Here is a 25103-nt window from a genome sequence, read left to right as displayed (position 1 = left end):
AAAAACGAATAATAATTTAGGACAAAAATCTTAACCTGAAGCCATTATGCAGTCACCCGAAAAAACGGTCATTACCGTAGAAGTTACCGTTAATATTCCTGTAGAAAAAGCATGGGAAATATGGACCAATCCTGAGCAAATAAAACAGTGGAGCTTTGCCTCGGAAGACTGGCATACCCCGACAGCCGAAAACGATTTGCGCGTCGGTGGAAAATTTTCGTCACGTATGGAAGCCAAAGACGGCAGTTTTGGATTTGATTTCTGGGGGATTTATGATGAAGTAGAACCTGAAACTTTGATCGCCTATACACTTGGTGACCAAAGAAAAGTTAGGATTATTTTTGCTGCTGATGGTTCGAAGACACATATCACCCAAAGCTTTGAAGCAGAGGACCAAAACCCGATTGAGATGCAAAAAGGTGGCTGGCAGGCGATTATGAACAATTTCAAAAAATACGCTGAAAGTATTTAAACGATATAAATAGTGAAATTCTCCCTGACATTTTGTTTCATCCTGTTTTTCTTCGTTTCCTGTAACCGGCAAACTGATGTAAATGAAAAGCTGGTAAAACAGTACTTCGAATATTTCAATAAGCACGACTGGGATAAAATGGCCGGAATGTACACGCCCGTTGCTGATTTTAAAGATCCTTCACTTGGGCCTGGTATAGTAAAACAAACATGTCAGCAGATCATAAATAAATATGCTGAACTGGGCAGCATGTTTCCTGATGTACAGGATAAAATCACAGCGATATATCCTTCCGGTGAAAAACACCTTATTGTTGAATTTATATCAACAGGCACGGCGCCGGACGGCTCTAAATTCGAATTACCCATTTGTACTGTTTTCACGATTGAGAATGGATTAATTGCCGGGGATTTCACTTATTACGATAATTCCGCAGGACAGTGATTCTTAAATTTTTGGAAGAACAAACTCAAAACGTCAATTATCGCCATGACACTTGAAACTGGCTACGCCTTCGTAAACGGATTGAAAATCTACTATGAAATACACGGATCCGGAGAAATTCCTCTGATTCTTATTCATGGCGGAGGTTCTACGATTCAAACCAGTTTTGGCAAAATACTTCCGTTTTTCGCTGAGCAAATGAAAGTGATTGCCGTTGAATTGCAGGCACACGGTCATTCCGGTGACCGCGACAGCGAGGAAACATTTGAACAGGATGCTGATGATGTCGCGGCTTTACTCAAACATCTGAAAATAGAAAAGGCGAACTTCATGGGTTTCAGCAACGGCGGAAGTACAACACTGCAGATTGGAATCAGGCATCCTGATGTTGTTCACAAGCTGATTGCAATTTCCGCTATTTTTAAAAGAGAAGGTATGTTTCCGGGCTTTTTTGACATGATGCAAAGTGCATCTCTGGAAAATATGCCACAGCCATTGCAGGAGTCTTATCTCAAAGTAGCTCCTGATCCTAATCGTCTGAAAATCATGCACGACAAAGACCGGGATCGGATGATCAACTTCAAAGACTGGCCGGAAAGTAATTTGAAGGCCATAAATGCCCCTACCCTCATCATCAATGCAGACCGTGATGCCGTAATAAATGAGCATGCACTGGAAATTTCCCGTATCATTCCAAATGCCGAACTGATGATTTTACCCGGTATCCACGGGTCATTTATCGGTGAGATCTGTACCGCTGTGGAAGGAAGCCGGATGCCGGAATTTGTGGCGGGAATGTTGCTGGAGTGGCTGGCAAAATAACATCGGTTTCATAATGTTAAGTAAAAAAATTATCGCGCCACTTTGCGCAACCAAAAAGTTGCTTATATTTGCAACCAATTAGTTGCTTAATTGAATTCAATAGTGAAGGGAGATATTTTTCAGGCCATTGCCGATCCGACCAGAAGAGCCATTTTAGTGCTCATTGCCACACGAGCGATGACTCCGAATGCCCTGGCAGAACATTTTGATACAACCCGGCAGGCGGTATCCAAACATATCAAAGTGCTGGCAGATTGTGATTTGTTAACTCAGAATAAAGCAGGAAGAGAAATTTATTACCATTTCAATCCTGGTAAAATGAAAGAAATTGACCACTGGCTTGAACAGTTTAAGAAACATTGGGAAGATCGTTTCAGCCAGCTTGACGCAGTATTAATCAACCTAAATTCTAGTAAAAATGAAAAATGACCTTTTAATGAATTTTTCTGTAGACAAGGAAAATAAGAAGATTTTAGTAGAAAGGGAATTTGCCGCGCCACTTGCAAATGTGTGGTCGGCGTGGACAGAAAGTGAAATTCTGGATAAATGGTGGGCTCCCAAACCCTGGAAAGCACGAACCAAAACTATGGATTTCAGTGTGGGAGGTTATTGGCTTTACGCGATGGTTGGACCGGAAGGTGAAGAACACTGGGCAAGAGCCGATTATGAAGCAATCACACCTTTAAAAAGCTATTCTGCAGAAGATGCTTTTTGTGATAAAAACGGAAAAATTAATACGGATTTCCCCCGCTCTATCTGGACGAATCGCTTTACAGAAAAATCAGATAAAACGCTGGTTTCCATTGAAATAAAATATAAACAACTTTCAGATTTGGAGACGACAATTGAAATGGGCTTTAAAGAAGGATTTACCGCAGGTATGGAAAATCTTGATGAGCTGTTATCATAATTAAACGGACAAATAAATTTCGAGGCAATAATTCTTCGGGAGCTGGCTGTTTGTTTTTATCTGCTTAACAAACAGCATTTTATTTTAAGAAGTTATATTAAATTTACGTACTTACCCAAATTACACTTCTTAATATAAACAGCTAAAACCTGAATCACATGAAATCAATATTAATCAGCCTTGGAGGAAATGAAACCTTACTCATTTTATTAGGAGTTGCATTTTTCGCTGTCGTAATGTGGGCGATAATCGACATTCTTCGAAACAACAACCTGAAAGGTCTGGAAAAGGTGATATGGATAACGGTTATCATGGTCTTGCCAGTTTTAGGTACGCTGCTTTATTTATACTTCGGGAGAACAGTTAATGCCAGCCGGCGTTAATTTTGTGTTAGGCGAAAAATCTATTTTGACCATTGTTTTGCCGGTTTAGCCTACATGTGGAACCCAGGCTGGTAATAATCGGAAATTTTTAAAGCGGGGACATCAAAAGGTGTCTCCGCTCTTTTTGTTATTTATCAAAGGTTTTTTCATCCGCCGATGGCCCGTAAATCGATGGAACCGCAATATCGTTCATTCGCATGTAAACGGTAAGCTGTCCGCGGTGATGTACCCAATGGTTGATCGTGGTAGCAATGTCGTCCACTTTGGGTGCTGTGTAAAGTACTTTCCCGTCATTTTTCAGGGAAAATGGTTTTTCCATTTCTTCCCTTGTAGCGTTTTGCAGCGACTGCTTTGCGCTATGGAAATTTTCCTCAAAATGATCCACCAATTCCTGCGTTGTTTTTGCCTTGAAATGCGGAAAGGTTACGAAGTCAATCTCGCTCTTTTCAATCATGTATGAAATCCAGAGAGGGATTTCTGCAACCAGCAACGTAAGATAACCCATTTCCATAGATTTGGGGTGCGGTTTAAAACCATACAGCGATTCCGGGATACGTTCCAGACATTTTTTTGTTGAAGTATACTCTGCATCCAGTTCTTTCAGGAAAGCAGCAGTAAAATCTGTGTTGTCCATAGCTTTATTGTTTTTATGTAAAAGAATAAAAAATAATGCCTTTTGAGTTAACTTACTTAAATGATGGCATTTATATTAAAAACCAACTCAAAAACACCTCTATGAAATCTTTGCTGAATCTGATCCTGATCATTTTATTCTCAATACCTTCTCTGGCACAAAAAACGGCGGCTGATTCCTGGTTGAATGTTCCGAAATCACCGGATGACCGTTATACCAATCCTAAAAGTGCCGTTTATGCAGGACCAAATGGCTGGTGGAACTTTGGCGAGGTAAGAGCGGAAGGAGTTAATTCAGCAGCTTTGAAGTATACTTTCAAAGGAGGGCTCACCACAAACAGCGAGGTTTTTATATTGACCGAATCCGGTAAACTACAATTATTTTCCATGGATTTCGGTACAGATGAGCCCGCCCTGGGAGTTTATCAGATCAGTAAAAAGGAAGATAAAGCAGCTAAAAAAGTGAAAGTATCTTTTTCAGATGTAGCCAATAAAAAGATAAAAAACTGGTCAGGCGCAGATGGAGCCGGTACGATTACTGTTTCAAAATCAGGAGATTTCCTTTACTTCAAATGTCGTAACGTAACTCTGCAGCCCGACGGCATGAGTAACGAAGGAGACAGCAAACAGCCCTTAAAGATCGGCTTTGAAGGAGCGGCAAAACTTTAAGTTACACTGCCTTTATCTACAAATCGTTTTCAATCGCAAACCGCAATAATTCGTTCCGGCCTTTTAGATTCAGTTTCGTTGAAATGTTTTTGCGGTGCGTTTCCACAGTAAAAAGGCTAATAGACAAACTTTCAGAAATTTCCTGCGACGACAGTCCTTCGCGGATCAACCTGATAATATTCAGTTCACGGCCGGTTAATTTGAAAGTTTTCAAAAAATAATCGTCTGAATGATTGTTTCCCGTTTTTGGTACCAGGTCCGCCGGGTACCAGGGAATACCTTTGCTGATCGTTTCAATTGCCTCAACTACCTCTTTTACGGTTGCTGTTTTAAGAAGATAACCCATTACACCGATTTTCCTGAATTCTTCGATCAGACGCAGCTCATTGTACATACTCAGCATTAGAATTTTATACTTGGAATTACCGGACAGAAGTCTTTCTGCTACCTGCATTCCATTCATACGCGGCATGTTGAAATCCAGCAAAATGACATCCGGATTGAGGTTGTGTACTTTTGACAAAACATCCGGACTATGGAAAATCTGTTCTACAACTTCTATAACAGGATAATTGGAAAGCATTGCATTTAAACCATCACTGAACAAGTGGTGGTCATCAACCAAAATAACGCGAATCGGGTCTGTTACCGGCATAAGGAACTATTAAATGAACTAATACACCACCCTGGTCAGAACTAAACTGCAGATCGGCTTTCAGGTACTCTGCTCTGGTATTCAAATTTTTTAAACCAATTCCCTGCGAATGAATTCTACTGGTCTGTTTTTTACCAAAACCTATGCCATTATCTTCAATACTCAAAATTAGCTCCTGATCCTGATAAATGACCTGAATGATGGCAGCACTTGCCTTGGAATGTTTTCTGATGTTTTGGACGATTTCAGTTACAATTCTGTAAATCATCAGTTCAGAATTGACATTAAGCTGTGTGTAAGTTCCGGCAAAAATATACGTAAACATAATTTCTCCCTCGTTATTCCACTCTTCTACCCTTTTTTCTACCACATCAGGCAGCGAATATTTCTCAAATTCCACCGGCATCAGATCGTGGGTGATATTTCTGAGGTCCTCAGTAGCTTTTTGTATCAGTTCTTTAGAAAGATCTATGTCTTTTTGGTAAAGCTGCGGGTCGTTTTTTTTGTAGTTGTGAAGATAGTTTTTAGCTGCGGCCAATGTATTGCTTACATCGTCATGAATATCCATCGCCAGCCGGAACCGCTCTGACTCCTGGGCAGAAATGATACGGCCCGTCAACTCCTTTTGGATAGCCTGCTGCCGGTTTACATAAAGACGTACCAATAAATATAACAAACCGGCTCCGGCCAGAAACAACAGAGTTATAAACCACCAGGTACGCCAGAAAGGAGATTTGATAAAAAAATAAACGGCTTTTGAATCCGTATAAAACCCGTTTGCATCCAACGCCCTGAACTCATAATGGTAGTCGCCGGCAGGCAGGTTCTGAAAATTTATCAAAGATGAGGGACCGTACTTTGCCCAGTTACCTTTTTCATTTAATTCTATCCGCCTGTACTCATAAATGGCTGGTATATCGGACAAATAATCCAAGGCAGCAAGCTGAAAAGTAATGTTGTTTTGGTTGGCAGGAAGTGCCAACCCGTTTATTTCGGCAAAATCTGAAAACGGATGATAGAGCGAATCGTTTACAAAAATACCTGTAACAGCGAGTGCCCTTGAAGAAGCTTTTGCCAACGCACCAGGCATGACGCGAAAGAGCCCTGCTACACTTCCAAAATAGATACTGCCATCCCTGGCTTTTAACGAAGCAAAACTATTAAATTCGATTCCTTCTGTATGCCGTATACGCTGGAATTCTTCTTTGGAATCCAGCCGTGCCAGGCCTTTATTCGTACTCATCCAGATTCCGCCTGCATTATCGGCTATTACTGCATAAACGACCGGATCCGGGAGTCCGTCACGTGTTGAAAAGGATTTTAAAATTTTTCTTTTTTCAGGATCAAATTTGATCAGACCGTTATCAGTAGCGACCCAAAGTACAGCTTTCCCAGCCCGGTCAGTTTCAGACGTCATATTCAGAATGCTGTGGCCGGGAAGGGCATCATAAAGATAGGTCAGGTGTTCTCCGTCAAAATGGTAGCAGCGCAAATCTCTCTCACTTCGCCCAACAAAGAGCTCACCTCGTTTTAAGTCATAATAAACTGAACCTGTGTAAGCCTCTTTTGAACCCGACAGCAAAGTGGTTACCCCGTTTCTCAAACGAAACATACCACCCATCGTAAGAATCAGAAAATGATCTTTGCCAACTTGTAAAACACCACGGACAAAATTACTTTTAGCGGGATCCGGCCCTGTGAAGTGGACCGTTTTCAGGGCACTTTCATCTTTTGGGATCACTACCAGTCCCGCTACGGTACTGATCCAGATATTACCCGAAGAATCTGTTAGCATATTGCGTACGGAGGCCTGAGGAAAGCCATTGTAAACATCAAAGGGTTTTTCGATGCCCCTTTTGGTAATCTTTCGAATGCCCGCACCTGAGGTACCAACCCAAAGATCGCCGCCGGCATTCTGTGTAATACCCCGGATAGATGCCTTATTAAAACCCTGCGGATTGGTTACATGATCGTCATATTTGCTGATGGTCAGAGAGTCTGTAAATACAAGATCAACCGATCGTGGCTCTGCATTTGCCCAGACTACACCTTTACTGTCGGTGTACAAGGTTGAAACCAGATTTACTGCAAGGGAATTTTCGTTGAGCGGATCATTTGTAATATTTTGAATTACGACTTTTTTTACCGGATCATAGACCAGAATCCCTCTTTTCGAAGTACTCAGCCAAAGATGTCCATTGGTCATTGTGATCGAGAAAACAATATCGTCGGCCTTATTGATCTCTACCGGATGCAGCGTGTACGCTTCGTTTTTTAACTCAACCAGCCCTTTATCAGTACTTAGCCAGATTGTCTTATTATCTTTTGAGAAAATACCGTAAACAATAAGTTTTGTGTCCAGAACGCCGTTCGTTTTTCCGGTAAAGTAAAAGCTGATGTTTCTGCGGCGATTATTAAGTTTAAGTATGCCGGTTGGCTGGATAAGCCATATTATTTGTCCAACAGGATCAAAGTGAATTATTTGTGTTTTGAACTGATAACTAAAATTTGCATCTGCAAACAAGATCGTTTGTTTACCTGAATGGTAGTTCATACGAACAATTCCCTGTCTGTCATTCAGATACCAAACAGTAGAATCATCGGCATAAAAAGCCAGATGCTGGGAATATATTGCTTTCCCTTTCTTTGTTTTTAAATAATGGTTTTCGAAACGATTTGTTTTGGCGACGAATCTGCTAAGCCCTACCTCGGTTCCAACCCAGATATCCCCGTTAGGAGCCTGGGCTATTCCTCTAACTTCTCCTTTGCTGATCGAAGATGCATTGAGATCATCATGCACGTAGGAAGCAAACTCCCGGCCATCGAAACGGTTCAGCCCGGCTTGTGTACTCATCCACATATAACCCCGGTTGTCTTCAAGGAAATGATAAACAGAACCCTGTATAAGTCCGTCACGGGTTGTTAAGTGCCGGAAACTATACTGGGCCAAAACATTACTGGAATAAACGTTACTTACAGCGATCAGTAAAATAGTGCAGAAGCAACCGCGTAAAGATTTCATCATAGAAAGAGTTAACACTTACTAAGGTAAAATACAACGATTTACCCAAAAATACCCGCTACCGGGTATAGCGAAGTTGATGAGATGTTATGAAATTTACAGAACAAAATCTTTACCAGCTGACTATCAGCAATGTATAACAGAGCATTCCATTTAAATCCTCTTAATTAGTTGTTTTTTTAACACTATTGGTAGTGAATTAAGTTACAAAAATTTAACTGTTATCAGATAAAACTTATACACACCAGCAGATAGCAAAAAGGAGCCCTGGCATATCGCCCAGGCTCCCTGACTATCTCAAAAACAAAACTTATCTGTGTCCTCCTCTTAAAATTTATTTACCCTCCTCTTTTCCAAAAGGAAAAATAGCCGAAGGCACATGCGATCTGTTCATGATCTGTCCCAATTCCTTTGCTTTGTCAGGAAATTGTGCTGAAAGATCCTTGGTTTCTGCGGGATCCTTCGATAAGTCATAAAGTTCCACCCGAGCCTGTGGATTACCTGCTGCTTTCAGTCGGATAGCCTTCCAGTTCCCCTGACGAACGGCTTGTCTGCCGCCCTGTTCGTGAAATTCCCAATATAAAAAGTCATGTTTTTTCTGTGTTCCTTTTCCGGTAAGTGCCGCAGTGAAAGGGATTCCGTCAATTCGGGAAGTAACTTTTGCTCCGCCCAGTTCGGCAAATGTTGGAAGCAGATCCCAGAAAGCACCAATATAATCGTTTGTCGTTCCCGGCTTGATCACACCCGGCCAGCGGGCTGCAAAAGGCTCGCGAATTCCGCCTTCATATAAATCTCTTTTTACACCTTTAAAACCAGCGCTGCTGTTGAAGAATTCAGGATCTGCTCCGCCTTCTATGTGCGGCCCGTTATCGCTTGTGAAGATGACCAGCGTGTTTTTTTCAAGACCTTTTTCTTTCAGTTTTGCCAAAATCTGCCCGACGTACAAATCAAGCCGTGACACCATTGCTGCAAAAGCTGCATGCGGATATTCCTGGGATGCATAGCCTCCGTTTGTTGCGTTAGGACCGTAGTCCAGCCCCTTATGCGCTTTTTCAGGAAACTTACCTTTGTAATATTGAAAAATACTGTCTTCCGGAACGAGCAATTCCGCATGTGGTAAGATGTAAGGCAGAAATAAAAAGAAAGGCTGTTTCCCGTCTTTGGAATCCACAAATTCCAGTGCCCGTTTCTGGATCAGATCCGGCGCGTACTGTTTGTTGTACATCAAGTTCTGATTGGCTTCCAGAACGATTTTTTTCTGGTTATCCCAAAGATGGTCCGGATAATATCGGTGCGCCAGACTCTGGCAGTTGTAACCATAAAACTGATCAAAACCCTGTTTATTCGGATCCCCAACCGAGCCCACCGGACCAAGTCCCCATTTCCCAAAAGCGCCTGTAGCGTAGCCCGCTTTTTTCAAAACCTCAGCAATGGTAACAACCGAATCCGCGATGGGCTCCTGCCCTTCCGGATCCACACCTTTGTTGCCACGAATGTAGGTATGCCCGGTATGCTGGCCGCTCATGAGCGACGATCGGGATGGTGCACACACACTCGTACCGGCATAAAACTGATTAAACTTAACGCCCTCCCTGGCAAGCCTGTCAATGTTTGGTGTTTTAATCAGCTTCTGTCCGTTAAAACCAACATCTCCATAACCCAGGTCATCTGCAAGAATAAAAATGATGTTCGGACGCTGTGCTTTTTGCGTCTGGGCAGTTAAATTATTCCCAAACAAACCGGCAACGATCAAAGCCGGCAATAGGTATTTTTTCATTGTTTCAATTTAAATAAAAAAAAATAAAAGGATCAGTTAAAAACACCCGTATTCCCCTTTTCCCAGATTTTGGTCAACTCAGCAACAACTTCCGGATGTTGTTCAGCTACGTTATGATTTTCGTGCGGATCCGATTTGTGGTCGTACAATTCAACAACGGGCTGTTTTTCGCGGAAATATTTTGTAAAGCGATAACGATCATTCCTGACCGTAATTCCTCTGTTGTAATAACTGTAAGCCACATTTTCCCAGTTTTTACCGGGCTTTGGTTTCAAAAGATCAGTAAAAGTTTTACCATCCAGTTCAGGCAGCGTTTTTACTCCGCATAACTCCATGAGTGTCGGATAAATATCCACAGAGCTGATTATCTGATCCCGAACCGCTGCTTTTTTGTTCCCAGGCGTTTTTACGATCAATACACTTCTCAGTGACTGGTCAAAAATCGTATGTTTACCCCAAACCCGGTAATCGCCCAAATGCCAGCCGTGATCACTCCAAACCACAATGATTGTATTTTCAGCCAGGCCCTGTGCTTTTAATTCGTCCAGAACTTTACCAACCTGAGCATCCGTATAACTGATTGCTGCATAATAAGCATGTCTGAGTTTTCTTGCATAGACATCGGAAACTGGTTTTTGCAGGGAAGCTTTTTCTTCTCCTAATTGGTACTGATTAAATTCCACACTTGGATGAAGACTTGCTTCGTTTACATTTTCGGGAACATCCGGCGAATCGGTAAGCTTAATTTTCGATTCATCGTACAAATCCCAGTACTTTTTAGGTGCTGTAAACGGTAAGTGCGGTTTGAAAAAGCCTACACTCAGAAAGAAAGGCTGATCTTTTTTGGCAAGTTCTTTTAGCTTTTTAACAGCCAGATTTGCACTCAGTCCATCCGGATAACTTTCATCGGGAACATCCGCTTTTTCATAAGGTTTCACCTCCGCCTTTTTAGCTTGCCGGTTTGAACCATCAGCATAAGCGAAAAACGCATTCCAGCCCGTTTGCCATTTTCCCGGATCAAAAAGCATTTCGTCCCAGCTGTTTGGCAATTCCAGTTTATCGCTTTTGGGCTCCGTATACTCATACACATAACCATCCGCGGAGTGACTGACTTTCCCGATTCCGACGGTGTAATATCCATTCCGGCGAAGGTTGTCGATAAAGGTTTCTGGTTTATCGGTTCGGCGTTTGCCTGCTATTTGCTGTTCAATCGCCTCATTTTTTAGTTCGACCGGTCTTCTGGGAAGTCTTCCCGTAAGCAGACTGTAACGCGATGCCCCGCAGGTTGGCTGGGTAACATATTGATTCCTAAAAACCGTTGCCTGCCCCGCCAGTTTATCCAAATTAGGAGAATGTACAATCGGATTGCCATAAACTTTCAGGTCCGGACGAAGGTCGTCTATACAAATAAACAGTACGTTGGGCTTTTTGGCCGCTGGTTTCGCAGCACCGAATGTGAGGAAAACGGCATAAAGCCCAAAACACAATGTACTTATTGAAATAATTTTTTTTAGCATAAAATGCCTGGTTTTCTTTGTAGTTTGTTACCGTCCAACGGTTTTTTCACCGTCGGATGGGTAATAAAAGTTAGCTGACTAAGTCAACATATCAATATCCCGGATTCTGAGCAAATTCTCCCGGATTAGTTACCCTGTCAAGTTGTGTCTGAGGAATCGGACGGACCAAATGCATTTCTTTAATATTCGGAGCTGCATCCAGATTGTATTTTTTCACGCGTTCCAACAGCGTACCTGTTCTTTTCAAGTCATACCATCTGTCAACCTCTCCAACCAGTTCCCTCGCTCTTTCATCCAGAATAAAATTCAGATTGACATCGGCAGCCGTGATCTGCATCTGAGCTTCCTTTCCTTCAATGGCAGCCCGCGTTCTGACAACATTGAAATAAGCCGCCGCTTCCGCATTTTTACTTTGACGCCATGCCGCTTCTCCTGCAATGAGATACAATTCAGCAAGTCGGAGCACTGTAAAATCTCGTCTTCCATCCACGGCGTTGATACTTGTTCTCAAAGGATCCAGGTATTTTTTGACAGCAGGAAAACGCCTCCGCTGCCCGCCACCAAATTCCAGATTTGTAATGGTGCCACCAACCCAGTTATCGTTGAAGTCGATCAGCCAGTACGGTGCTGCATTTTGTACGGCGTCAGCTACGGGATAAGGCACAATTTTGATGGCTGTGTCACCTGGTGAGACCGTTTTACCATTGATTGTTCCTTTGTTATTCGCTATCCAGACCGTTTTGAAAGTACCGTCCCAGCGGCTGTCTTTTGCCGGATCAAAAAGTTTGATCAGATAGTTTGTCGGCATAAAACGCTGATAAGGCCGGCCATTTGCCAAATCACGTATGATAGTCGGATTTTGGGCATAGTCAAAAATGAAGAACAAATGACTCTGATTTCCATCCCCGTTTGTGAGCGGATCTGCTGTAAACTGCACAGACCAGATCACTTCCGAATTAACATCGTTGGTAATATCCCAAAGTCTTGAAAACGGTTTTAGCAGCTGAAAATCATAACTTTTAATAACCGAAGAAGCCAGCTTCTCAGCTTCCGCCCAGTTTCCCAAAGTAAGCTGAACTCGCGCCAGTAAGGCTTCCGAAGCAGGTTTTGTAACCCTTCCATATTTCGCTGCTTTGGCAGGCAAATTAGCAATTGCAAATTGCAAGTCAGGAATAATTCCCTGGTCATAAATAGTTTTGACCGGCGTTCTGTTGGCCGTTGTCTGTACACCGATGGTCTCTTCCAGCGAAAAATGAACATCACCGAACTGCTGCACAAGATGGAAATAATAGAGTGCCCGGATAAAACGCGCCTCTGCAATGATCCGCTGTTTTTCAGTCTCACTTAATCCCTGCACTTTTGGTGCCCTGCTGATCACCGCGTTGGCCTGGTTGATTCCGATATAGAAATTGTTCCAGACAGCAGTTATCATCGCGTTGGTACCCAGCAAGTTTACCGAGTAATTATTGATATCCGGCGAGTTGGTTACACCACCAAAACCGTTGGTAAAAACATCGGTTCCGGTTACGGTGAGGAAAAAACTTTCTTCCTGACCATAAAACTTACGAAGCGTAGTATAAACCGCTTTCAATCCGTCTTCAATTCCTTTCGGTGTTGCGTAGTAACTTTCAGCCGTAGCCAAACCTACCGGGTTTTCTTCCAGAATATCATTGCAGGCAGAGAAACTTCCCAGGAAGATGATCGAAATGAGAATGTATTTTATCTTATTCATATATTTAGCAGTTAGCTGTTGGCTATTAGCGGACAGGCGCGATCAACTGTTTTGCTGATATTTGCCTTTTAGATAGTTTGTTAAAATTTAAGGTTTATACCCAAGACATAGGTCGCTGCGGACATCGGTGTGCTTCCTCCTACGATGCCATTCGACGATTCAGGATCAACCAATTTGTATTTCGAGAAAATAAAGGCGTTGTCGGCTGTGCCGTAAATACGCAGACTCGAAATTCCTGTTTTGCCCAACAGACTTTTTGGCAAATTATAACCCAAAGTGATGTTGCGGATTTTAACAAATGAACCATCGAAATAACGAACTGCATCGGCATACAACGGAGCTGACGCTGCATAAGGTCTTGGAATTTCGTTGGTTTCGTTGGTTGGCGTCCAGTAGTCAAAATTGATACTGTTATATCTTCCCTGCCATTGATTTCCTCCGAGATTGTGAAAATCGCTCCGTAACATTTGTCCCTGACGGGCAAATACCAGAAACGAAAAGTCAACGCCTTTGAAACTAAAACGGTTTGTAATTCCGCCACTCCATTTTGGAACCGTTGAACCCAAAATTGTACGGTCATCTGCATTGATTTTACCATCCGGTGATTTGGTTAGTATTCCTTTTGCATCGCGGCCATTTACATCTTCAATTTTGACATCTCCCGGGCGCTGACCAGCTTCAGTTGCCTTGGTAAGTTCACTGCTTTGCCAGATTCCTGCCTGTTTAAAACTATAAAAAACACTGATCGGCTGACCGATGAACCACTGATTTCCTACATCGTCATCGCGACCGTTGAACAATTCAACAATTTCTTCTTTGTTGGAAAAAACATTTGCCGTTACGTCCCACTTAAAACCCGTAGATGAATTGATAATACTGCCGTTTAATGTCAGCTCCCAGCCTTTGTTTCTGGTAGAACCGATGTTTTGTAAAATTGAAGAATACCCGGAAGTAATCGGTATCAGCCTGCTGAGAAGCAAATCGCTTGTTTTGGTGTCGTACAATTCCAGGGAACCCGAAATCCGGTCGTTCAGGAATCCTAAGTCCACACCGACATTAATTGTTTTCGAAATTTCCCAGCGTAAATCAGGATTAGGAATAACATTCAGTGCATAACCGAATGCAGGCTCGGAGCCAAATGCATAACTAGAACGGTTCAGACCTCCAAGCGTTTGGTATGGCTGAATGGAAGTATTGCCAACCTGTCCATATCCCGCTCTGATTTTCAGGAAAGAAATAGCTTTTGCTTTACTTAAAAATGACTCTTCTGAAATAACCCAGCCCGCAGATACGGAAGGGAAAAACGCCCACTTGTTTCCGGCTGACAAACGTGAAGAACCATCAGCTCTGCCGGTCAGCGTTAGCAAATAACGATCTTTAAATCCGTAGTTTACCCGGCCCATGTACGATAGTAACCCCCATTGTGTAAGCGAGCTCCGTTTGTCTAAAATTTCAACGGCACTTCCTACATCGTAAAAAGAAGAGGTTTCGATAGGGATGTCACGCACGCTGATCAGCGAAGATTCATACCGGTTTTTTTGCGTACTCAAAAGCCCTGTGACGTTTAGAGCATGTTTGTCAAATTTCCTGTCAAAATTCAGAATGTTTTCAAGTGTGTAGGCAAAGTTTTGCTGGTTGTCAACTGCCGCATTATTGGTACTTCCTGCAAGTGTTCCGTTGTAATTTCCTATACGGGAGGTGTTCAGATCGGGCCCGTAGTTAAGTCGGTAGCGAAGTCCTTCCGCTATTTTATATTCTCCATAAATGTTAGCGAAAACACGATATTTCTTTCTTTCATTCACATATTGGTTGGGCTGATATTCCAGCAGCGGATTGGTTGCATTTCCCTCACGCGGGTTGGGATAAGCTACAAATTTGCCGTTCGCATCATTAGGTAATACCAGCGGCGAAAATGACAATGCATTCGTATAAGGCGCATTCGACATGGTGTTTTGCAAATCATTGGTTACCGTTGCACTCAGTCCGACTTTTAACCTTTCCGTTAGTTTTGTTTCAATGTTTGTGCGGAAAGAATATCGTTTGTAATCGCTTTTTTGCTGAATTCCTTTTTCGTTAAAATAAGATCCTGACAAATAATAGGTCGTGTTTTTATTACCTCCGCTTGCCGATAACTGATGGCTTTGCTGCACGCCGTCGCGAAGGATCAGATCCAGCCAGTCGGTAGAAACGCCTTTGGCAAGGTTCTCAATTTCAATACCACTTAAAAACGATGCATCCTGGCTGGCGTCATCAGCCGCAAGGCCTCTTGAAGCCCGAATGTATTTTGCAAAATCAATACCGGTCATCAGGTTTATATCTTTCTTTGCTTTTTTGACACCATAATAACCATCATAGCTGATCACCGCCTTGCCTTCTTTTCCCTTTTTAGTTGTGATAATGATAACACCGTTCGCACCGCGTGAACCGTAAATAGCAACGGAACTTGCGTCTTTCAGTACTTCCATGGACTCAATATCATTGGGATTAAAATCATTGATATTGACATCCGTTGGAATCCCGTCTACGACATACAAGGGGTTGTTGCTGGCATTAATAGAACGGTTCCCACGAATACGAATCGTAAAATCAGAGCCGGGCGCTCCGCTGGTTTTTACAATATCCACACCAGCAAGTCGTCCCTGCGCGTTGGCAAGAAAGTTGGCTGCGGGTGTTTCGGCTAAATCTTTTGCTGAAATGGAAGAAATTGCTCCGGTGAGATCCCGCTTTTTCTGAGTTCCGTAACCTACCACAACCAGTTCATCGAGTTGTTTGGTATCCGATACAAGCGAAATATCAATGGTCGTACGGCCACCGACAACAGTTTCCTGAGTGACATACCCGATTCCTGAAAAAACTAAAATTGCACCGGAACTGACATGGAGTTCATAATCTCCCTGCGCATCGGATGACGTACCCGTTGTCGAATTTTTGACAACGACATTAACGCCCGGTATTTCAGTTTTATCGGATGCTGAGGTAATTTTACCTTTCACGGTAATTTGCTGCGCGTAAACCTTCAAACCAGAAAATACCAGAACATACAGGATGAGAAGTCTCCTCTGAGACAGGAGATTTTTTAATAATATTTTGAGCATATGGGTTATTGAAAAATGCGACGTTGAATCGCTTAAATACGGTGCTTGGGCTGAATAGAGATATTGAATGACCACTCCTGATACCCTGCGACAGTCAGGCCGGGCAAGCATGAATTGACAACCACCGAAAATCCGGCAAGTCCGGCATGTGCTGTCTCCCGGGTATCAGGAGTGGATTATACTGAATAGTGTATAAAGAACGGGGTAAAAGATATTTAGCTTGACTGTTTCCAGTCGAAAAATGGCTTTCCTATTAACCAGACATAATTTTCCCATGCAAGGAAATTGCTTTCATTGCCTGCTTAATCTTAAAATCAAGATTGAAAAAATCGAAAACTGCTGGTGGCTAACAGCCCTTAATTCATAATCTACTTAATAGATAGACAAAGTAAATATATTGAAATTAAACTAACAAGAGCTTTTGTGATTTCGTAGGCAGAATTATCGGATTGTTAAAAAAATGTTGGATTAATTAAATTAATAAGCAGCTTTATTCAATTTTTACAAAAGTAGAGAAAGCACCCAATGCCGGCCAAGCGGCGTATGATCAGAAATATAGGTTTACTAAAAAGCCTTTTACTCTGATTTAATTCTACTGACCTGAAAATGATCAATTTCGTGTCGCGACCAGGTTGACCGAAAACCGAAGTAACCCTCAGTAAGCGGATTTTCATCATTGTACTCAAAGTAACGTTCGCCGTCAACCCAAAAGCTGGTTTGCCCGTTTAAAACCAGGATTTTAATATGATACGTCTGATTTGGTTTCAGCAAATGTTCTTTATCGGTATATTCCTTTAAAAGCTGCCGTTTGCCATTGCCGTGATACTTTCTGAAACGGGTTGTTGTGTTTGCATTTCCGCCCATGCCTACATAATACAAACGTAAAGAATCATAGGCTTCAAAGACACCATTTCTGGTGAACAGGTTTGCGTTCTTAGGATCAACCGCCATCCAAAACTGGTTCAGATCTGAAAGACGGTCATTTTTACCACCATCAGCGATTACTTTCCAATCGTATTCAATGCTTATATTTCCTGACAGCTTTTGATTAAGCCATACACTCACCCCTCCTGGAGAATCTATAATCAACTTGCCATTTTTTGTTGAAACAGACGCAGTAGGACCCGGCACCATTTCGACTTTCCAGGTTTTTGTATTCAAACTTTTCTCAAAATCATCTTTATACAGAACCTTGTCTCTTTTGACCGGCTGAGCGGAAATTTGACTGGCAGCCAATAAAAAAACACAGATTACTGCATATCTGAATAACAAACGGGATCCATCAAAAAAATTAGCCTGATTCGTATTTGGCATCTTTATGTTCAAATAATGATTTTGCAAGGTCTAAAAAAATAATCAATGAAGCCCAAATAAACAGTAGGAAAGAAGAAGCATAAAGGGCACTAACAGAAAAGAAAAACAATCCTGTATGATAAAAGCACATTTTATTTGGTGATATTCAAAGCAATTGCTGTCATTTGCACTTAGCCTCTTTAAAATTAAAATTCTGAATTCCTGAATGGAAAAAGACAATGCATATTTGGGTGTCAAGGAAATCGCCCGAAGAGCCAACGTATCGATAGCTACCGTGGACCGGGTACTTCACAACCGGACGGGTGTTTCGGAAAAGACAAAAAAGAAGATAAATGACATTATCAAAGAACTCGACTATCAGCCAAATATTCTGGCCAGCCGGCTGGCTTCGCGTAAAATCATCTCGCTTGCCGTGTTAATTCCAAAGGTTTCGGAAGAGACCGATTTTTGGGAATCACCTTTGCGTGGCGTAAAACGGGCTGGTAATGAGGTTAAAAGATACGGTGTTCAGCTAACTACATTTTTCTTTGATCTAAACGATAAAGATTCGTTTCAAACGCAGTGTAAACTGATTCTGGATGCAGACGTAAATGGTGTGTTAATGTCCCCATCATTTTTGGAAGAAGCAAAACAGTTCTCCGAAGCATGCCACAAACAGAAAATACCTCTGGTTTTTATTGACAGCAACGTTCCGGATCAGCACAATTTATCTTACATCGGCCCGCACCTTTTCCAGAGCGGCTATGTTGGCGCTAAACTATTGACTTACAGACTAAAAGGAGACAGAAAGGTACTGGTCGTGAATATTTCTGCGGAAACAGACAATTACAATTATCTTCAGATCGAGGATGGTTTCCGGTCCTATTTCAAAGATCAAAAACAATTAAACGAAATAATACGGATTGATATCAGAGATACGGATTACCTTTCCGTAGCGCGTCATCTGACTCAGGTTTTCAACCAAAATGAAGAAATTGAAGCTATTTTTGTGACCAATTCCAGGGTTTTCTCCGTCGCTAAATTCCTGACAAACAGTAATCGAACCGACATTGCCCTCGTGGGTTATGATTTCTTAAAAGAGAATATTGATTTTCTGAATAGCGGGGTAATTGACTTTCTTATTTGTCACAAACCCGAGGAACAGGGCTATCGCGGCATCATGGCTTTATATCAAAATCTGGTAATAGGCGGAACGGTTGAAAAAATTCACTTCATGCCTATTGATATTGTCACACGGGAAAACCAGGCATTTTACCAGAATTAGACTCCTTTGGCAATTATTCAAACAGCAATAGTTTTGCTTAAAGTATTAAGAGAGTAGAATTCTTTCCAGTAAATGCGCCTTTAACAAAATAAAAAGTAAATTTTTTTCCAAAAATCCATGAAGTCTACATAATAATCGTAAATTTGCGGGTACGTACCCGAACCCATCAATATTAAGCTATTCCTAACCCGTTTCTTTAATTGATAATGAATATTCTAAGCAGAAGAAAATTTATTGGCTCAGCAATAGCCGGCAGCGTTACAATTGGCTTGCTGGATAGCTTGTCGGCTAGGGCCGCTGACGGTAAACGCGTTGGCATTATCGGGTTGGATACTTCGCATAGCGTAGCTTTTGCAAAAGGGCTAAACGCTGAAAATCCTAACCCGGTATATGATGGTTATAAAGTCGTTGCTGCTTATCCATACGGCAGCAAGGATATTGAATCAAGCACCAAACGGATTCCCGGATATATTGAAGATGTAAAAAAACTCGGCGTTGAAATTACCGGTTCCGTCAAAGAGCTGCTTTCGAAAGTAGATGTGGTTTTGCTTGAAACAAACGACGGCCGGCTTCATCTTGCACAAGCGCTTGAAGTACTGAAAGCAGGTAAAAAAATGTTTATTGACAAACCTGTTGCTGCTTCGCTTTCAGATGCAATTGCGATATATAAAGCCGCTGAAAAATATAAAATCCCTGTTTTCTCTGCATCTTCACTTCGTTACATCAAAGGCATAGAGGCCATTGATACAGCCAAAGTCCTGGGTGCAGATACATATAGTCCCGCTGTTTTGGAAAAAACACACCCTGATTTTTTCTGGTATGGAATTCACGGAGTGGAAACACTTTATACCGTTATGGGAACGGGCTGCAAAAGTGTAACGCGCGTAAGCACGCCGGACACAGACATCGTTGTCGGGATCTGGGCGGATGGCCGCACAGGTACATTTCGTGGTACACGTACAGGAAAACATGATTATGGCGGAACAGTCTTTACCCAGGATGGCAACAAAGTTCTAGGGCCTTATGGCGGATATGAACCACTTTTGGCGGATATTATAAAATACTTTCAGACAGGACAAGTACCGGTTACACCCGCAGAAACCATTGAAATTTTTGCATTCATGGAAGCAGCCGATGAAAGTAAGAGACAAGGCGGCAAAAATGTTACGCTGGAAAGTGTAATGAACAAAGCAAAAAAGTAGTTGAAAGAATTCACAACGATACCTAAGTAAAAGATTGTGAATAACTTAATATAAAACAGATTTCGTATCTATTACGAAGTTGATACCGTCATAAGTAATTTAACCCAAGTTCGGATTTCGATTCAAGTTGAACCTAAAAACTTAACCTTTATGTCAGAAAAAAGAGATAATCAGGAAATTTTGGCGAGCCATAATACCTCCTCAAGCAACGACTCCCGCAGAGACTTTATAAAAAAAACACTGGCTGGAACAGCACTCTTATCTTTTGGAGGAATACTTCCGGGTTTTAGTCCAAAAAGTTATGCAAACATTATCGGTGCCAATGAAAAAGTGCGGGTAGGCATGATGGGCGTTAACAGCCGCGGTTTGGCTCTGGCCAGTAATTACGCACTGCAGCCTAATTGCGAGGTTATCTCTATTTCTGATGTGGATTCACGTGCGGCAGTTAAGTGTATAACAACCGTTGAAGGTCTCCAGAAATCAAAGCCAGCCAACATTCCGGATTTCAGAAAAGCACTGGAAAATAAAGACATGGATGCATTGGTAATTGCTGCGCCTGATCACTGGCATGCACCGGCGGCAATTCTGGCTTCCAAAGCAGGCAAACATGTGTATCTGGAGAAACCCTGCAGTCACAATCCCAATGAAGGTGAATTGTTGGTTGCCGCTTCAAAAAAATATAAAAATGTAATTCAGATGGGCAACCAGCGCCGCTCCTGGCCGAATGTTGCTGCTGCCGTAAAAGAAGTTCAGAACGGAGTTATTGGCCGTGCCTATTTTGCCAAAGGATGGTATACCAATAACCGGGCATCTATCGGAATTGGGAAAGAAACGGCTGTTCCGGAATGGCTGAACTACGATTTATGGCAGGGTCCTGCTCCCCGCGTGGCTTATAAAGATAACCTGATCCATTACAACTGGCACTGGCTGTGGAACTGGGGAACCGGCGAAGCACTCAACAACGGAACCCACATGGTCGATTTAATGCGTTGGGGTCTTGGCGTTGAATATCCTACAAATGTGACTTCATCGGGAGGCCGTTTCCGTTATCAGGATGACTGGCAAACACCTGATACACAAGTTATCAACTGGAATTTTGACAACAATACCGCAATGACCTGGGAAGGAAGAAGCTGCAATGGTCGGACCATCGAAGGAAGCAGCGTCGGGGTTGTATTTTATGGCGATAAAGGTTCAGTTCAGATCGACGGCGGAAACGAATATAAAGTTTACGACCTGGATAACAAGTTGGTAAAACATGTTAAGAATGACCTGCCAATCGATCCTAGAAATAAAATGAACCCGTCGCAGGCGCTGGATGCAATCCACATTCAGAATTTCTTTGATGGCATTAAAAAAGGGTCAGCGCTGAACGCCGAAATCGTTGGAGGGCATCAGAGCACGCTGTTATGTCAGTTGGGCAATATTGCTGTACGTACCGGTGGAATGCTGGAAGTTGATCCGAAAAATGGTCATATCAAAAACAATAAAGAAGCTGCGAAACTCTGGAAGAGAGAATATCAGAAAGGTTGGGAACCTACTGTTTAATTCGCTCCCGGGCTTCATCCGGGGCTATTCAAATTGGTCCCTTCGGGACTGTTGCTACTACCAACCCTTGACCCCGATATAAATGAAAACTGCGTCCGCCGCAATCAAAGTCGAAACCCTGACCAAAGGGCAAACCATGCTGTCTATCTTACTGATCGGGCTGATGTTTTTTATTTTCGGTTTTGTTTCGTGGGTCAACTCCATCCTGATTCCGTATTTTAAAATCGCCTGCGAACTCACTAGTTTTCAAGCATATCTGGTTGCCTTTGCTTTTTACATCGCCTATTTTGTAATGTCCGTACCTTCTTCGTATCTGCTTAGAGCGGTGGGTTTTAAGAAGGGAATGATGTTTGGCTTCTGGGCAATGGCTTTGGGGGCGTTTATTTTTGTGCCAGCTGCCATGACCCGAACATATGAAATTTTTCTTTTGGGACTTTTCACGATCGGTATTGGCCTTGCCATTTTACAGACTGCCGCCAATCCTTATATCACCATTCTGGGACCTAAAAACCGGGCTGCACAGCGGATCAGTATCATGGGAATCTGTAATAAGGCAGCCGGAATTTTATCTCCGATTGTTTTCGCAGCAGTCATTCTGAGACCGACCGATACAGATCTTTTCGCTCAGCTCAGCTCCATGACCGATGTGGAAAGAAGTTCTGCTCTGGACGAACTGATACGCAGAGTGATCAATCCCTATATCGGCCTTGGCAGTTTCCTTTTTATCCTTGGAATTCTGGTTTACCGCTCGCCACTTCCCGAAATAGACACCGAACATGAAGATGAAAGTCTGGCAACTGCAAATGCGGGCAAAACAAGTATTTTTCAGTTTCCGCATTTAATTCTCGGCGCCTTAGCAATTTTTCTTCATGTTGGCACACAGGTAATTGCCATCGACACGATTATCGGTTATGCAGGATCTATGGGAATTGGATTACTGGAAGCAAAAGTATTTCCCTCTTATACCCTATTCTGCACCATCTGCGGTTACCTGATCGGGATTACAGTAATTCCTAAATTCATCAGTCAGGTTAATGCGTTACGAATCTGCACAATTCTAGGTACCGTATTTACTTTACTTATCATTTTCACCAAAGGGGAATTTACATTTCTTGGTCACCAAACTGATGTTTCCATTTGGTTCGTAGTGCTTCTTGGTCTTGCCAATTCGCTGGTTTGGGCAGGTATCTGGCCTCTGGCGCTGGATGATCTGGGGCGCTTTACCAAACTTGGGGCTTCAATCATGATTATGGGGCTTTGCGGAAATGCGATCATGCCACTTTTCTACGGACATTTTGCCGACGTTTACGATTTGCGTCAAGCTTATTGGGTGCTTTTCCCCTGTTATCTTTATCTCGTTTTTTATGCTGTAAAAGGACATAAACTACGAAAATGGTGATTCTAATGAATCAATCTAACACATCAAAAGCTAATTGCTAAAAGCCCACAGCTAACCGCCAATTCATGAAGCTAAAAATAACCAACGGAACAATCATTACACCCTACCGGTATATCCGCAATGGAACTGTCTTGGTTGAAAATGGCAAAATAGTAGCGGTAAAGGAAGGAGACCTGGATTTCCCGGATGCAACGCTCATCGATGCCGGAGGGAAGTATATATCTCCCGGGTTTATCGACCTGCACATTCACGGCGGCGGCGGATATGATTTTATGGACGGAACGGAAGAAGCATTTTTAAAAATTGCAGAAATACACGCCCGCTACGGAACAACGGCCATGGTACCAACCACCCTCACCAGTGAAAAAGAGGATTTGTTAAAGACCCTGGATATTTACGAAACAGCAAATAAACATAACCTGAAAGGTGCCCAATTCCTGGGCATGCATCTGGAAGGTCCCTATTTTGCACTCAGCCAGCGTGGTGCCCAGGATCCGCGTTACATCCGAAACCCCGATCCGGCTGAATATGAGGAAGTACTTGCCTACTCTAATTCTATTACCCGATGGAGTGCAGCGCCGGAATTACCGGGTGCAATAACTTTTGGTAAAAGGTTACATGAAAAAGGTATTTTGGCAGCGGTGGCACATACTGATGCGATCTACGAAGAAGTGCTTGATGCTTATGAAAATGGATACACTTTGGCAACGCACCTGTACTCGGCCATGTCGGGTGTGACGCGCAGAAATGCCTTCCGTTTTGCAGGAACTATTGAAAGCGCTTTTCTTTTGGATATGGATGTAGAAATTATCGCTGATGGTGTACATCTGCCCGCACCTTTGTTAAAACTGATTTACAAAATTAAAGGAGCCGACAAAACTGCTTTGATCACCGATGCCATGCGGGCTGCGGGTATGCCGGAAGGCGAAAGCGTTTTGGGGCCGTTAAAAACCGGCTTAAAAGTCATTGTAGAAGACGGCGTAGCCAAGCTGCCCGACCGCTCCTCTTTTGCAGGAAGTGTTTCTACCTCCGACCGACTTGTAAGAACCATGATTCAAATGGCCGATGTTTCGCTTCTTGATGCCGTACGCATGATCACGGCAACGCCTGCAAGAATAATGAAAGTAGAAAACAGCAAAGGTTCGCTTGTTGCAGGAAAAGATGCCGACATCATCATTTTTGATGAAAATATACGGGTAGAAAAAACCTTTGTAGGCGGCCGGTTAGTCTATGACAGCAAATTTTAATTAATAAAACAAAGCAGGCTCCGCGTCAGATCGTGTAACCCTGAGAACTCCGCGTTAAAATTTAAACAACACAACACATGAAAGTTGACAATCTAGACATTCTGATTTTTAAAACCCGGGAGGAAATGGGTGCAGCATCAGGAGCAAAAGCAGCTGAAAAGATCCGGGAATTACAGAAAAATCAGGATTATGTCAATATAATTTTTGCCTCGGCTCCTTCTCAAAATGAATTTCTTGCAGCGTTGTCGGTAGCAGAAGGTATAAATTGGGAGAAAATAAATGCATTCCACATGGACGAATATGTTGGTCTTCCCGCTGACGCGCCACAGAATTTCGGCAATTTTCTTAAAGTTAATTTATTTGATAAAGTTGACGTAAATAAGGTTTTCTATATCAACGGTAACGCTCCCGATATTGAGGAAGAGTGCAAACGTTATGCAAAGCTGCTTACGGAATATCCCACCGATATTGTCTGTTTGGGAATTGGAGAAAATGGTCATATCGCGTTTAATGATCCGCACGTTGCAGATTTTAATGATCCGCTTTTAGTAAAAAAAGTTGCGCTAGACTTAGCGAGTCGTCAGCAGCAGGTTAATGATAAATGTTTTGAATCGCTTGAAGAAGTTCCTGAAGATGCCATTACCCTGACAATTCCTTCTCTATTAAAAGCCAAACATGGTTACTGTATCGTCCCGGGTGAGAAAAAAGCACAGGCCATTTTAAACACGGTTGCAGAAGATATCAGCGAACAGTTCCCATCTACCATTTTACGAAAACATCACGGTATCACCTTGTTTATTGATAAGGACAGTTCAGGGAAGTTGGGTGAAATCTCGTCGTATAGTCAGGCCTGATATTACAAATATTCATTTTTACGGTTTTCTTCAAACGTTATCGGAAACCGTTTGGACGCAAAAAATTAGAATTGGCCGAAAAAAATAGAGTAAAATTGTAATCTCAATCCGTTATTAACATACAGCCGCTGACTTATAACAAAA

21 protein-coding genes are annotated in these 25103 nt (G+C 42.4%); 13 read left to right on the top strand and 8 right to left on the bottom strand.

Translation table 11 applies throughout. The annotated features are described in order from the left end of the window. Positions 1–46 precede the first annotated feature (46 nt). The 6 genes from E0F88_RS21025 (at position 47) to E0F88_RS21000 (ending at position 3031) form a co-directional block, all read left to right on the top strand. Complete coding sequence (locus E0F88_RS21025) at positions 47–472, top strand: SRPBCC family protein (protein ID WP_131960250.1); 426 nt, start codon at positions 47–49, stop codon at positions 470–472. Positions 473–484: 12 nt separating this feature from the next. Then, entirely contained in the window at positions 485–916 is a 432-nt protein-coding gene (locus E0F88_RS21020; RefSeq protein ID WP_229213855.1) for a nuclear transport factor 2 family protein, read from the top strand. Between the two features lie 45 nt (positions 917–961). Beyond that, positions 962–1738, top strand: a complete 777-nt coding sequence (locus E0F88_RS21015) for an alpha/beta fold hydrolase (protein WP_131960249.1) — start codon at positions 962–964, stop codon at positions 1736–1738. 102 nt (positions 1739–1840) lie between these two features. Continuing rightward, a complete protein-coding gene (locus E0F88_RS21010; RefSeq protein WP_131960363.1) occupies positions 1841–2167 on the top strand; it encodes an ArsR/SmtB family transcription factor in 327 nt (108 codons plus the stop codon). Beyond that, a complete protein-coding gene (locus E0F88_RS21005) occupies positions 2157–2648 on the top strand; it encodes an SRPBCC family protein (protein WP_131960248.1) in 492 nt (163 codons plus the stop codon). The genes E0F88_RS21010 and E0F88_RS21005 overlap by 11 nt, the downstream gene beginning before the upstream one ends. 158 nt (positions 2649–2806) lie before the next feature. Further along, positions 2807–3031, top strand: coding sequence for a PLDc N-terminal domain-containing protein (locus E0F88_RS21000; protein ID WP_131960247.1), 225 nt, complete (start codon positions 2807–2809; stop codon positions 3029–3031). Between the two features lie 127 nt (positions 3032–3158). On the opposite strand, the gene E0F88_RS20995 is transcribed toward E0F88_RS21000, so the two are convergent. After that, entirely contained in the window at positions 3159–3665 is a 507-nt protein-coding gene (locus E0F88_RS20995) for a DinB family protein (protein WP_131960246.1), read from the bottom strand. 101 nt (positions 3666–3766) lie between these two features. On the opposite strand from E0F88_RS20995, the gene E0F88_RS20990 reads away from it, so the two are divergent. After that, positions 3767–4333: a hypothetical protein gene (locus E0F88_RS20990; RefSeq protein ID WP_131960245.1), complete on the top strand. Its 567-nt coding sequence runs from the start codon at positions 3767–3769 to the stop codon at positions 4331–4333. Between the two features lie 16 nt (positions 4334–4349). Here the strand turns inward: E0F88_RS20990 and E0F88_RS20985 are convergent, their stop codons facing one another. The 7 genes from E0F88_RS20985 to E0F88_RS20955 form a co-directional block, all read right to left on the bottom strand. Beyond that, a complete protein-coding gene (locus E0F88_RS20985) occupies positions 4350–4988 on the bottom strand; it encodes a response regulator (protein WP_131960244.1) in 639 nt (212 codons plus the stop codon). Beyond that, positions 4951–8013: a ligand-binding sensor domain-containing protein gene (locus tag E0F88_RS20980; protein WP_131960243.1), complete on the bottom strand. Its 3063-nt coding sequence runs from the start codon at positions 8011–8013 to the stop codon at positions 4951–4953. The genes E0F88_RS20985 and E0F88_RS20980 overlap by 38 nt, the downstream gene beginning before the upstream one ends. A 331-nt stretch (positions 8014–8344) precedes the next feature. Further along, positions 8345–9787 (bottom strand): arylsulfatase, encoded by a 1443-nt coding sequence (locus E0F88_RS20975; RefSeq protein WP_131960242.1) that lies wholly within the window; start codon positions 9785–9787, stop codon positions 8345–8347. A 32-nt stretch (positions 9788–9819) separates the two neighbouring features. Further along, entirely contained in the window at positions 9820–11304 is a 1485-nt protein-coding gene (locus E0F88_RS20970) for a sulfatase (protein ID WP_131960241.1), read from the bottom strand. A 91-nt stretch (positions 11305–11395) separates the two neighbouring features. After that, positions 11396–13036 (bottom strand): RagB/SusD family nutrient uptake outer membrane protein, encoded by a 1641-nt coding sequence (locus E0F88_RS20965; protein ID WP_131960240.1) that lies wholly within the window; start codon positions 13034–13036, stop codon positions 11396–11398. An 80-nt stretch (positions 13037–13116) separates the two neighbouring features. Continuing rightward, the gene (locus E0F88_RS20960; RefSeq protein WP_165940123.1) at positions 13117–16131 is read right to left on the bottom strand and encodes a SusC/RagA family TonB-linked outer membrane protein; all 3015 of its coding nucleotides are present in this window, start codon (positions 16129–16131) and stop codon (positions 13117–13119) included. A gap of 576 nt (positions 16132–16707) precedes the next feature. Beyond that, positions 16708–17445 (bottom strand): DUF6250 domain-containing protein, encoded by a 738-nt coding sequence (locus tag E0F88_RS20955; protein WP_131960238.1) that lies wholly within the window; start codon positions 17443–17445, stop codon positions 16708–16710. A gap of 205 nt (positions 17446–17650) precedes the next feature. Between E0F88_RS20955 and E0F88_RS20950 the strand changes: the two genes are divergently transcribed. The 6 genes from E0F88_RS20950 (at position 17651) to E0F88_RS20925 (ending at position 24959) form a co-directional block, all read left to right on the top strand. Continuing rightward, a complete protein-coding gene (locus E0F88_RS20950) occupies positions 17651–18709 on the top strand; it encodes a LacI family DNA-binding transcriptional regulator (protein WP_131960237.1) in 1059 nt (352 codons plus the stop codon). Between the two features lie 206 nt (positions 18710–18915). Continuing rightward, entirely contained in the window at positions 18916–19911 is a 996-nt protein-coding gene (locus E0F88_RS20945) for a Gfo/Idh/MocA family protein (RefSeq protein WP_131960236.1), read from the top strand. Positions 19912–20061: 150 nt separating this feature from the next. Continuing rightward, positions 20062–21459: a Gfo/Idh/MocA family protein gene (locus tag E0F88_RS20940; protein ID WP_131960235.1), complete on the top strand. Its 1398-nt coding sequence runs from the start codon at positions 20062–20064 to the stop codon at positions 21457–21459. A gap of 82 nt (positions 21460–21541) precedes the next feature. Beyond that, on the top strand, positions 21542–22858 hold the full coding sequence (locus tag E0F88_RS20935) for a sugar MFS transporter (RefSeq protein WP_131960234.1): 1317 nt from the start codon (positions 21542–21544) through the stop codon (positions 22856–22858). A gap of 65 nt (positions 22859–22923) precedes the next feature. Then, positions 22924–24105 carry an N-acetylglucosamine-6-phosphate deacetylase gene (gene nagA / locus E0F88_RS20930; RefSeq protein ID WP_131960233.1) on the top strand — a complete coding sequence of 394 codons (1182 nt, stop codon included), beginning with the start codon at positions 22924–22926 and terminating at the stop codon, positions 24103–24105. 77 nt (positions 24106–24182) lie between these two features. Then, complete coding sequence (locus E0F88_RS20925; protein ID WP_131960232.1) at positions 24183–24959, top strand: 6-phosphogluconolactonase; 777 nt, start codon at positions 24183–24185, stop codon at positions 24957–24959. Positions 24960–25103: the final 144 nt, after the last annotated feature.

Source organism: Dyadobacter psychrotolerans, from assembly GCF_004349265.1.
In the GTDB taxonomy this organism is placed as follows: Bacteria; Bacteroidota; Bacteroidia; order Cytophagales; family Spirosomataceae; genus Dyadobacter; species Dyadobacter psychrotolerans.
The sequence above is the reverse complement of the archived record's forward strand: the minus strand, read 5'-3'. Positions and strand labels throughout refer to the sequence as shown.

Coding starts and splice junctions, on each gene's coding strand:
- E0F88_RS21025 (WP_131960250.1), top strand. CDS start 47: ATGCAGTCACCCGAAAAAACGGTCATTACCGTAGAAGTTACCGTTAAT.
- E0F88_RS21015 (WP_131960249.1), top strand. CDS start 962: ATGACACTTGAAACTGGCTACGCCTTCGTAAACGGATTGAAAATCTAC.
- E0F88_RS21005 (WP_131960248.1), top strand. CDS start 2,157: ATGAAAAATGACCTTTTAATGAATTTTTCTGTAGACAAGGAAAATAAG.
- E0F88_RS21000 (WP_131960247.1), top strand. CDS start 2,807: ATGAAATCAATATTAATCAGCCTTGGAGGAAATGAAACCTTACTCATT.
- E0F88_RS20995 (WP_131960246.1), bottom strand. CDS start 3,665: ATGGACAACACAGATTTTACTGCTGCTTTCCTGAAAGAACTGGATGCA.
- E0F88_RS20990 (WP_131960245.1), top strand. CDS start 3,767: ATGAAATCTTTGCTGAATCTGATCCTGATCATTTTATTCTCAATACCT.
- E0F88_RS20985 (WP_131960244.1), bottom strand. CDS start 4,988: ATGCCGGTAACAGACCCGATTCGCGTTATTTTGGTTGATGACCACCAC.
- E0F88_RS20980 (WP_131960243.1), bottom strand. CDS start 8,013: ATGATGAAATCTTTACGCGGTTGCTTCTGCACTATTTTACTGATCGCT.
- E0F88_RS20975 (WP_131960242.1), bottom strand. CDS start 9,787: ATGAAAAAATACCTATTGCCGGCTTTGATCGTTGCCGGTTTGTTTGGG.
- E0F88_RS20970 (WP_131960241.1), bottom strand. CDS start 11,304: ATGCTAAAAAAAATTATTTCAATAAGTACATTGTGTTTTGGGCTTTAT.
- E0F88_RS20965 (WP_131960240.1), bottom strand. CDS start 13,036: ATGAATAAGATAAAATACATTCTCATTTCGATCATCTTCCTGGGAAGT.
- E0F88_RS20960 (WP_165940123.1), bottom strand. CDS start 16,131: ATGCTCAAAATATTATTAAAAAATCTCCTGTCTCAGAGGAGACTTCTC.
- E0F88_RS20955 (WP_131960238.1), bottom strand. CDS start 17,445: ATGCCAAATACGAATCAGGCTAATTTTTTTGATGGATCCCGTTTGTTA.
- E0F88_RS20950 (WP_131960237.1), top strand. CDS start 17,651: ATGGAAAAAGACAATGCATATTTGGGTGTCAAGGAAATCGCCCGAAGA.
- E0F88_RS20945 (WP_131960236.1), top strand. CDS start 18,916: ATGAATATTCTAAGCAGAAGAAAATTTATTGGCTCAGCAATAGCCGGC.
- E0F88_RS20940 (WP_131960235.1), top strand. CDS start 20,062: ATGTCAGAAAAAAGAGATAATCAGGAAATTTTGGCGAGCCATAATACC.
- E0F88_RS20935 (WP_131960234.1), top strand. CDS start 21,542: ATGAAAACTGCGTCCGCCGCAATCAAAGTCGAAACCCTGACCAAAGGG.
- nagA (WP_131960233.1), top strand. CDS start 22,924: ATGAAGCTAAAAATAACCAACGGAACAATCATTACACCCTACCGGTAT.
- E0F88_RS20925 (WP_131960232.1), top strand. CDS start 24,183: ATGAAAGTTGACAATCTAGACATTCTGATTTTTAAAACCCGGGAGGAA.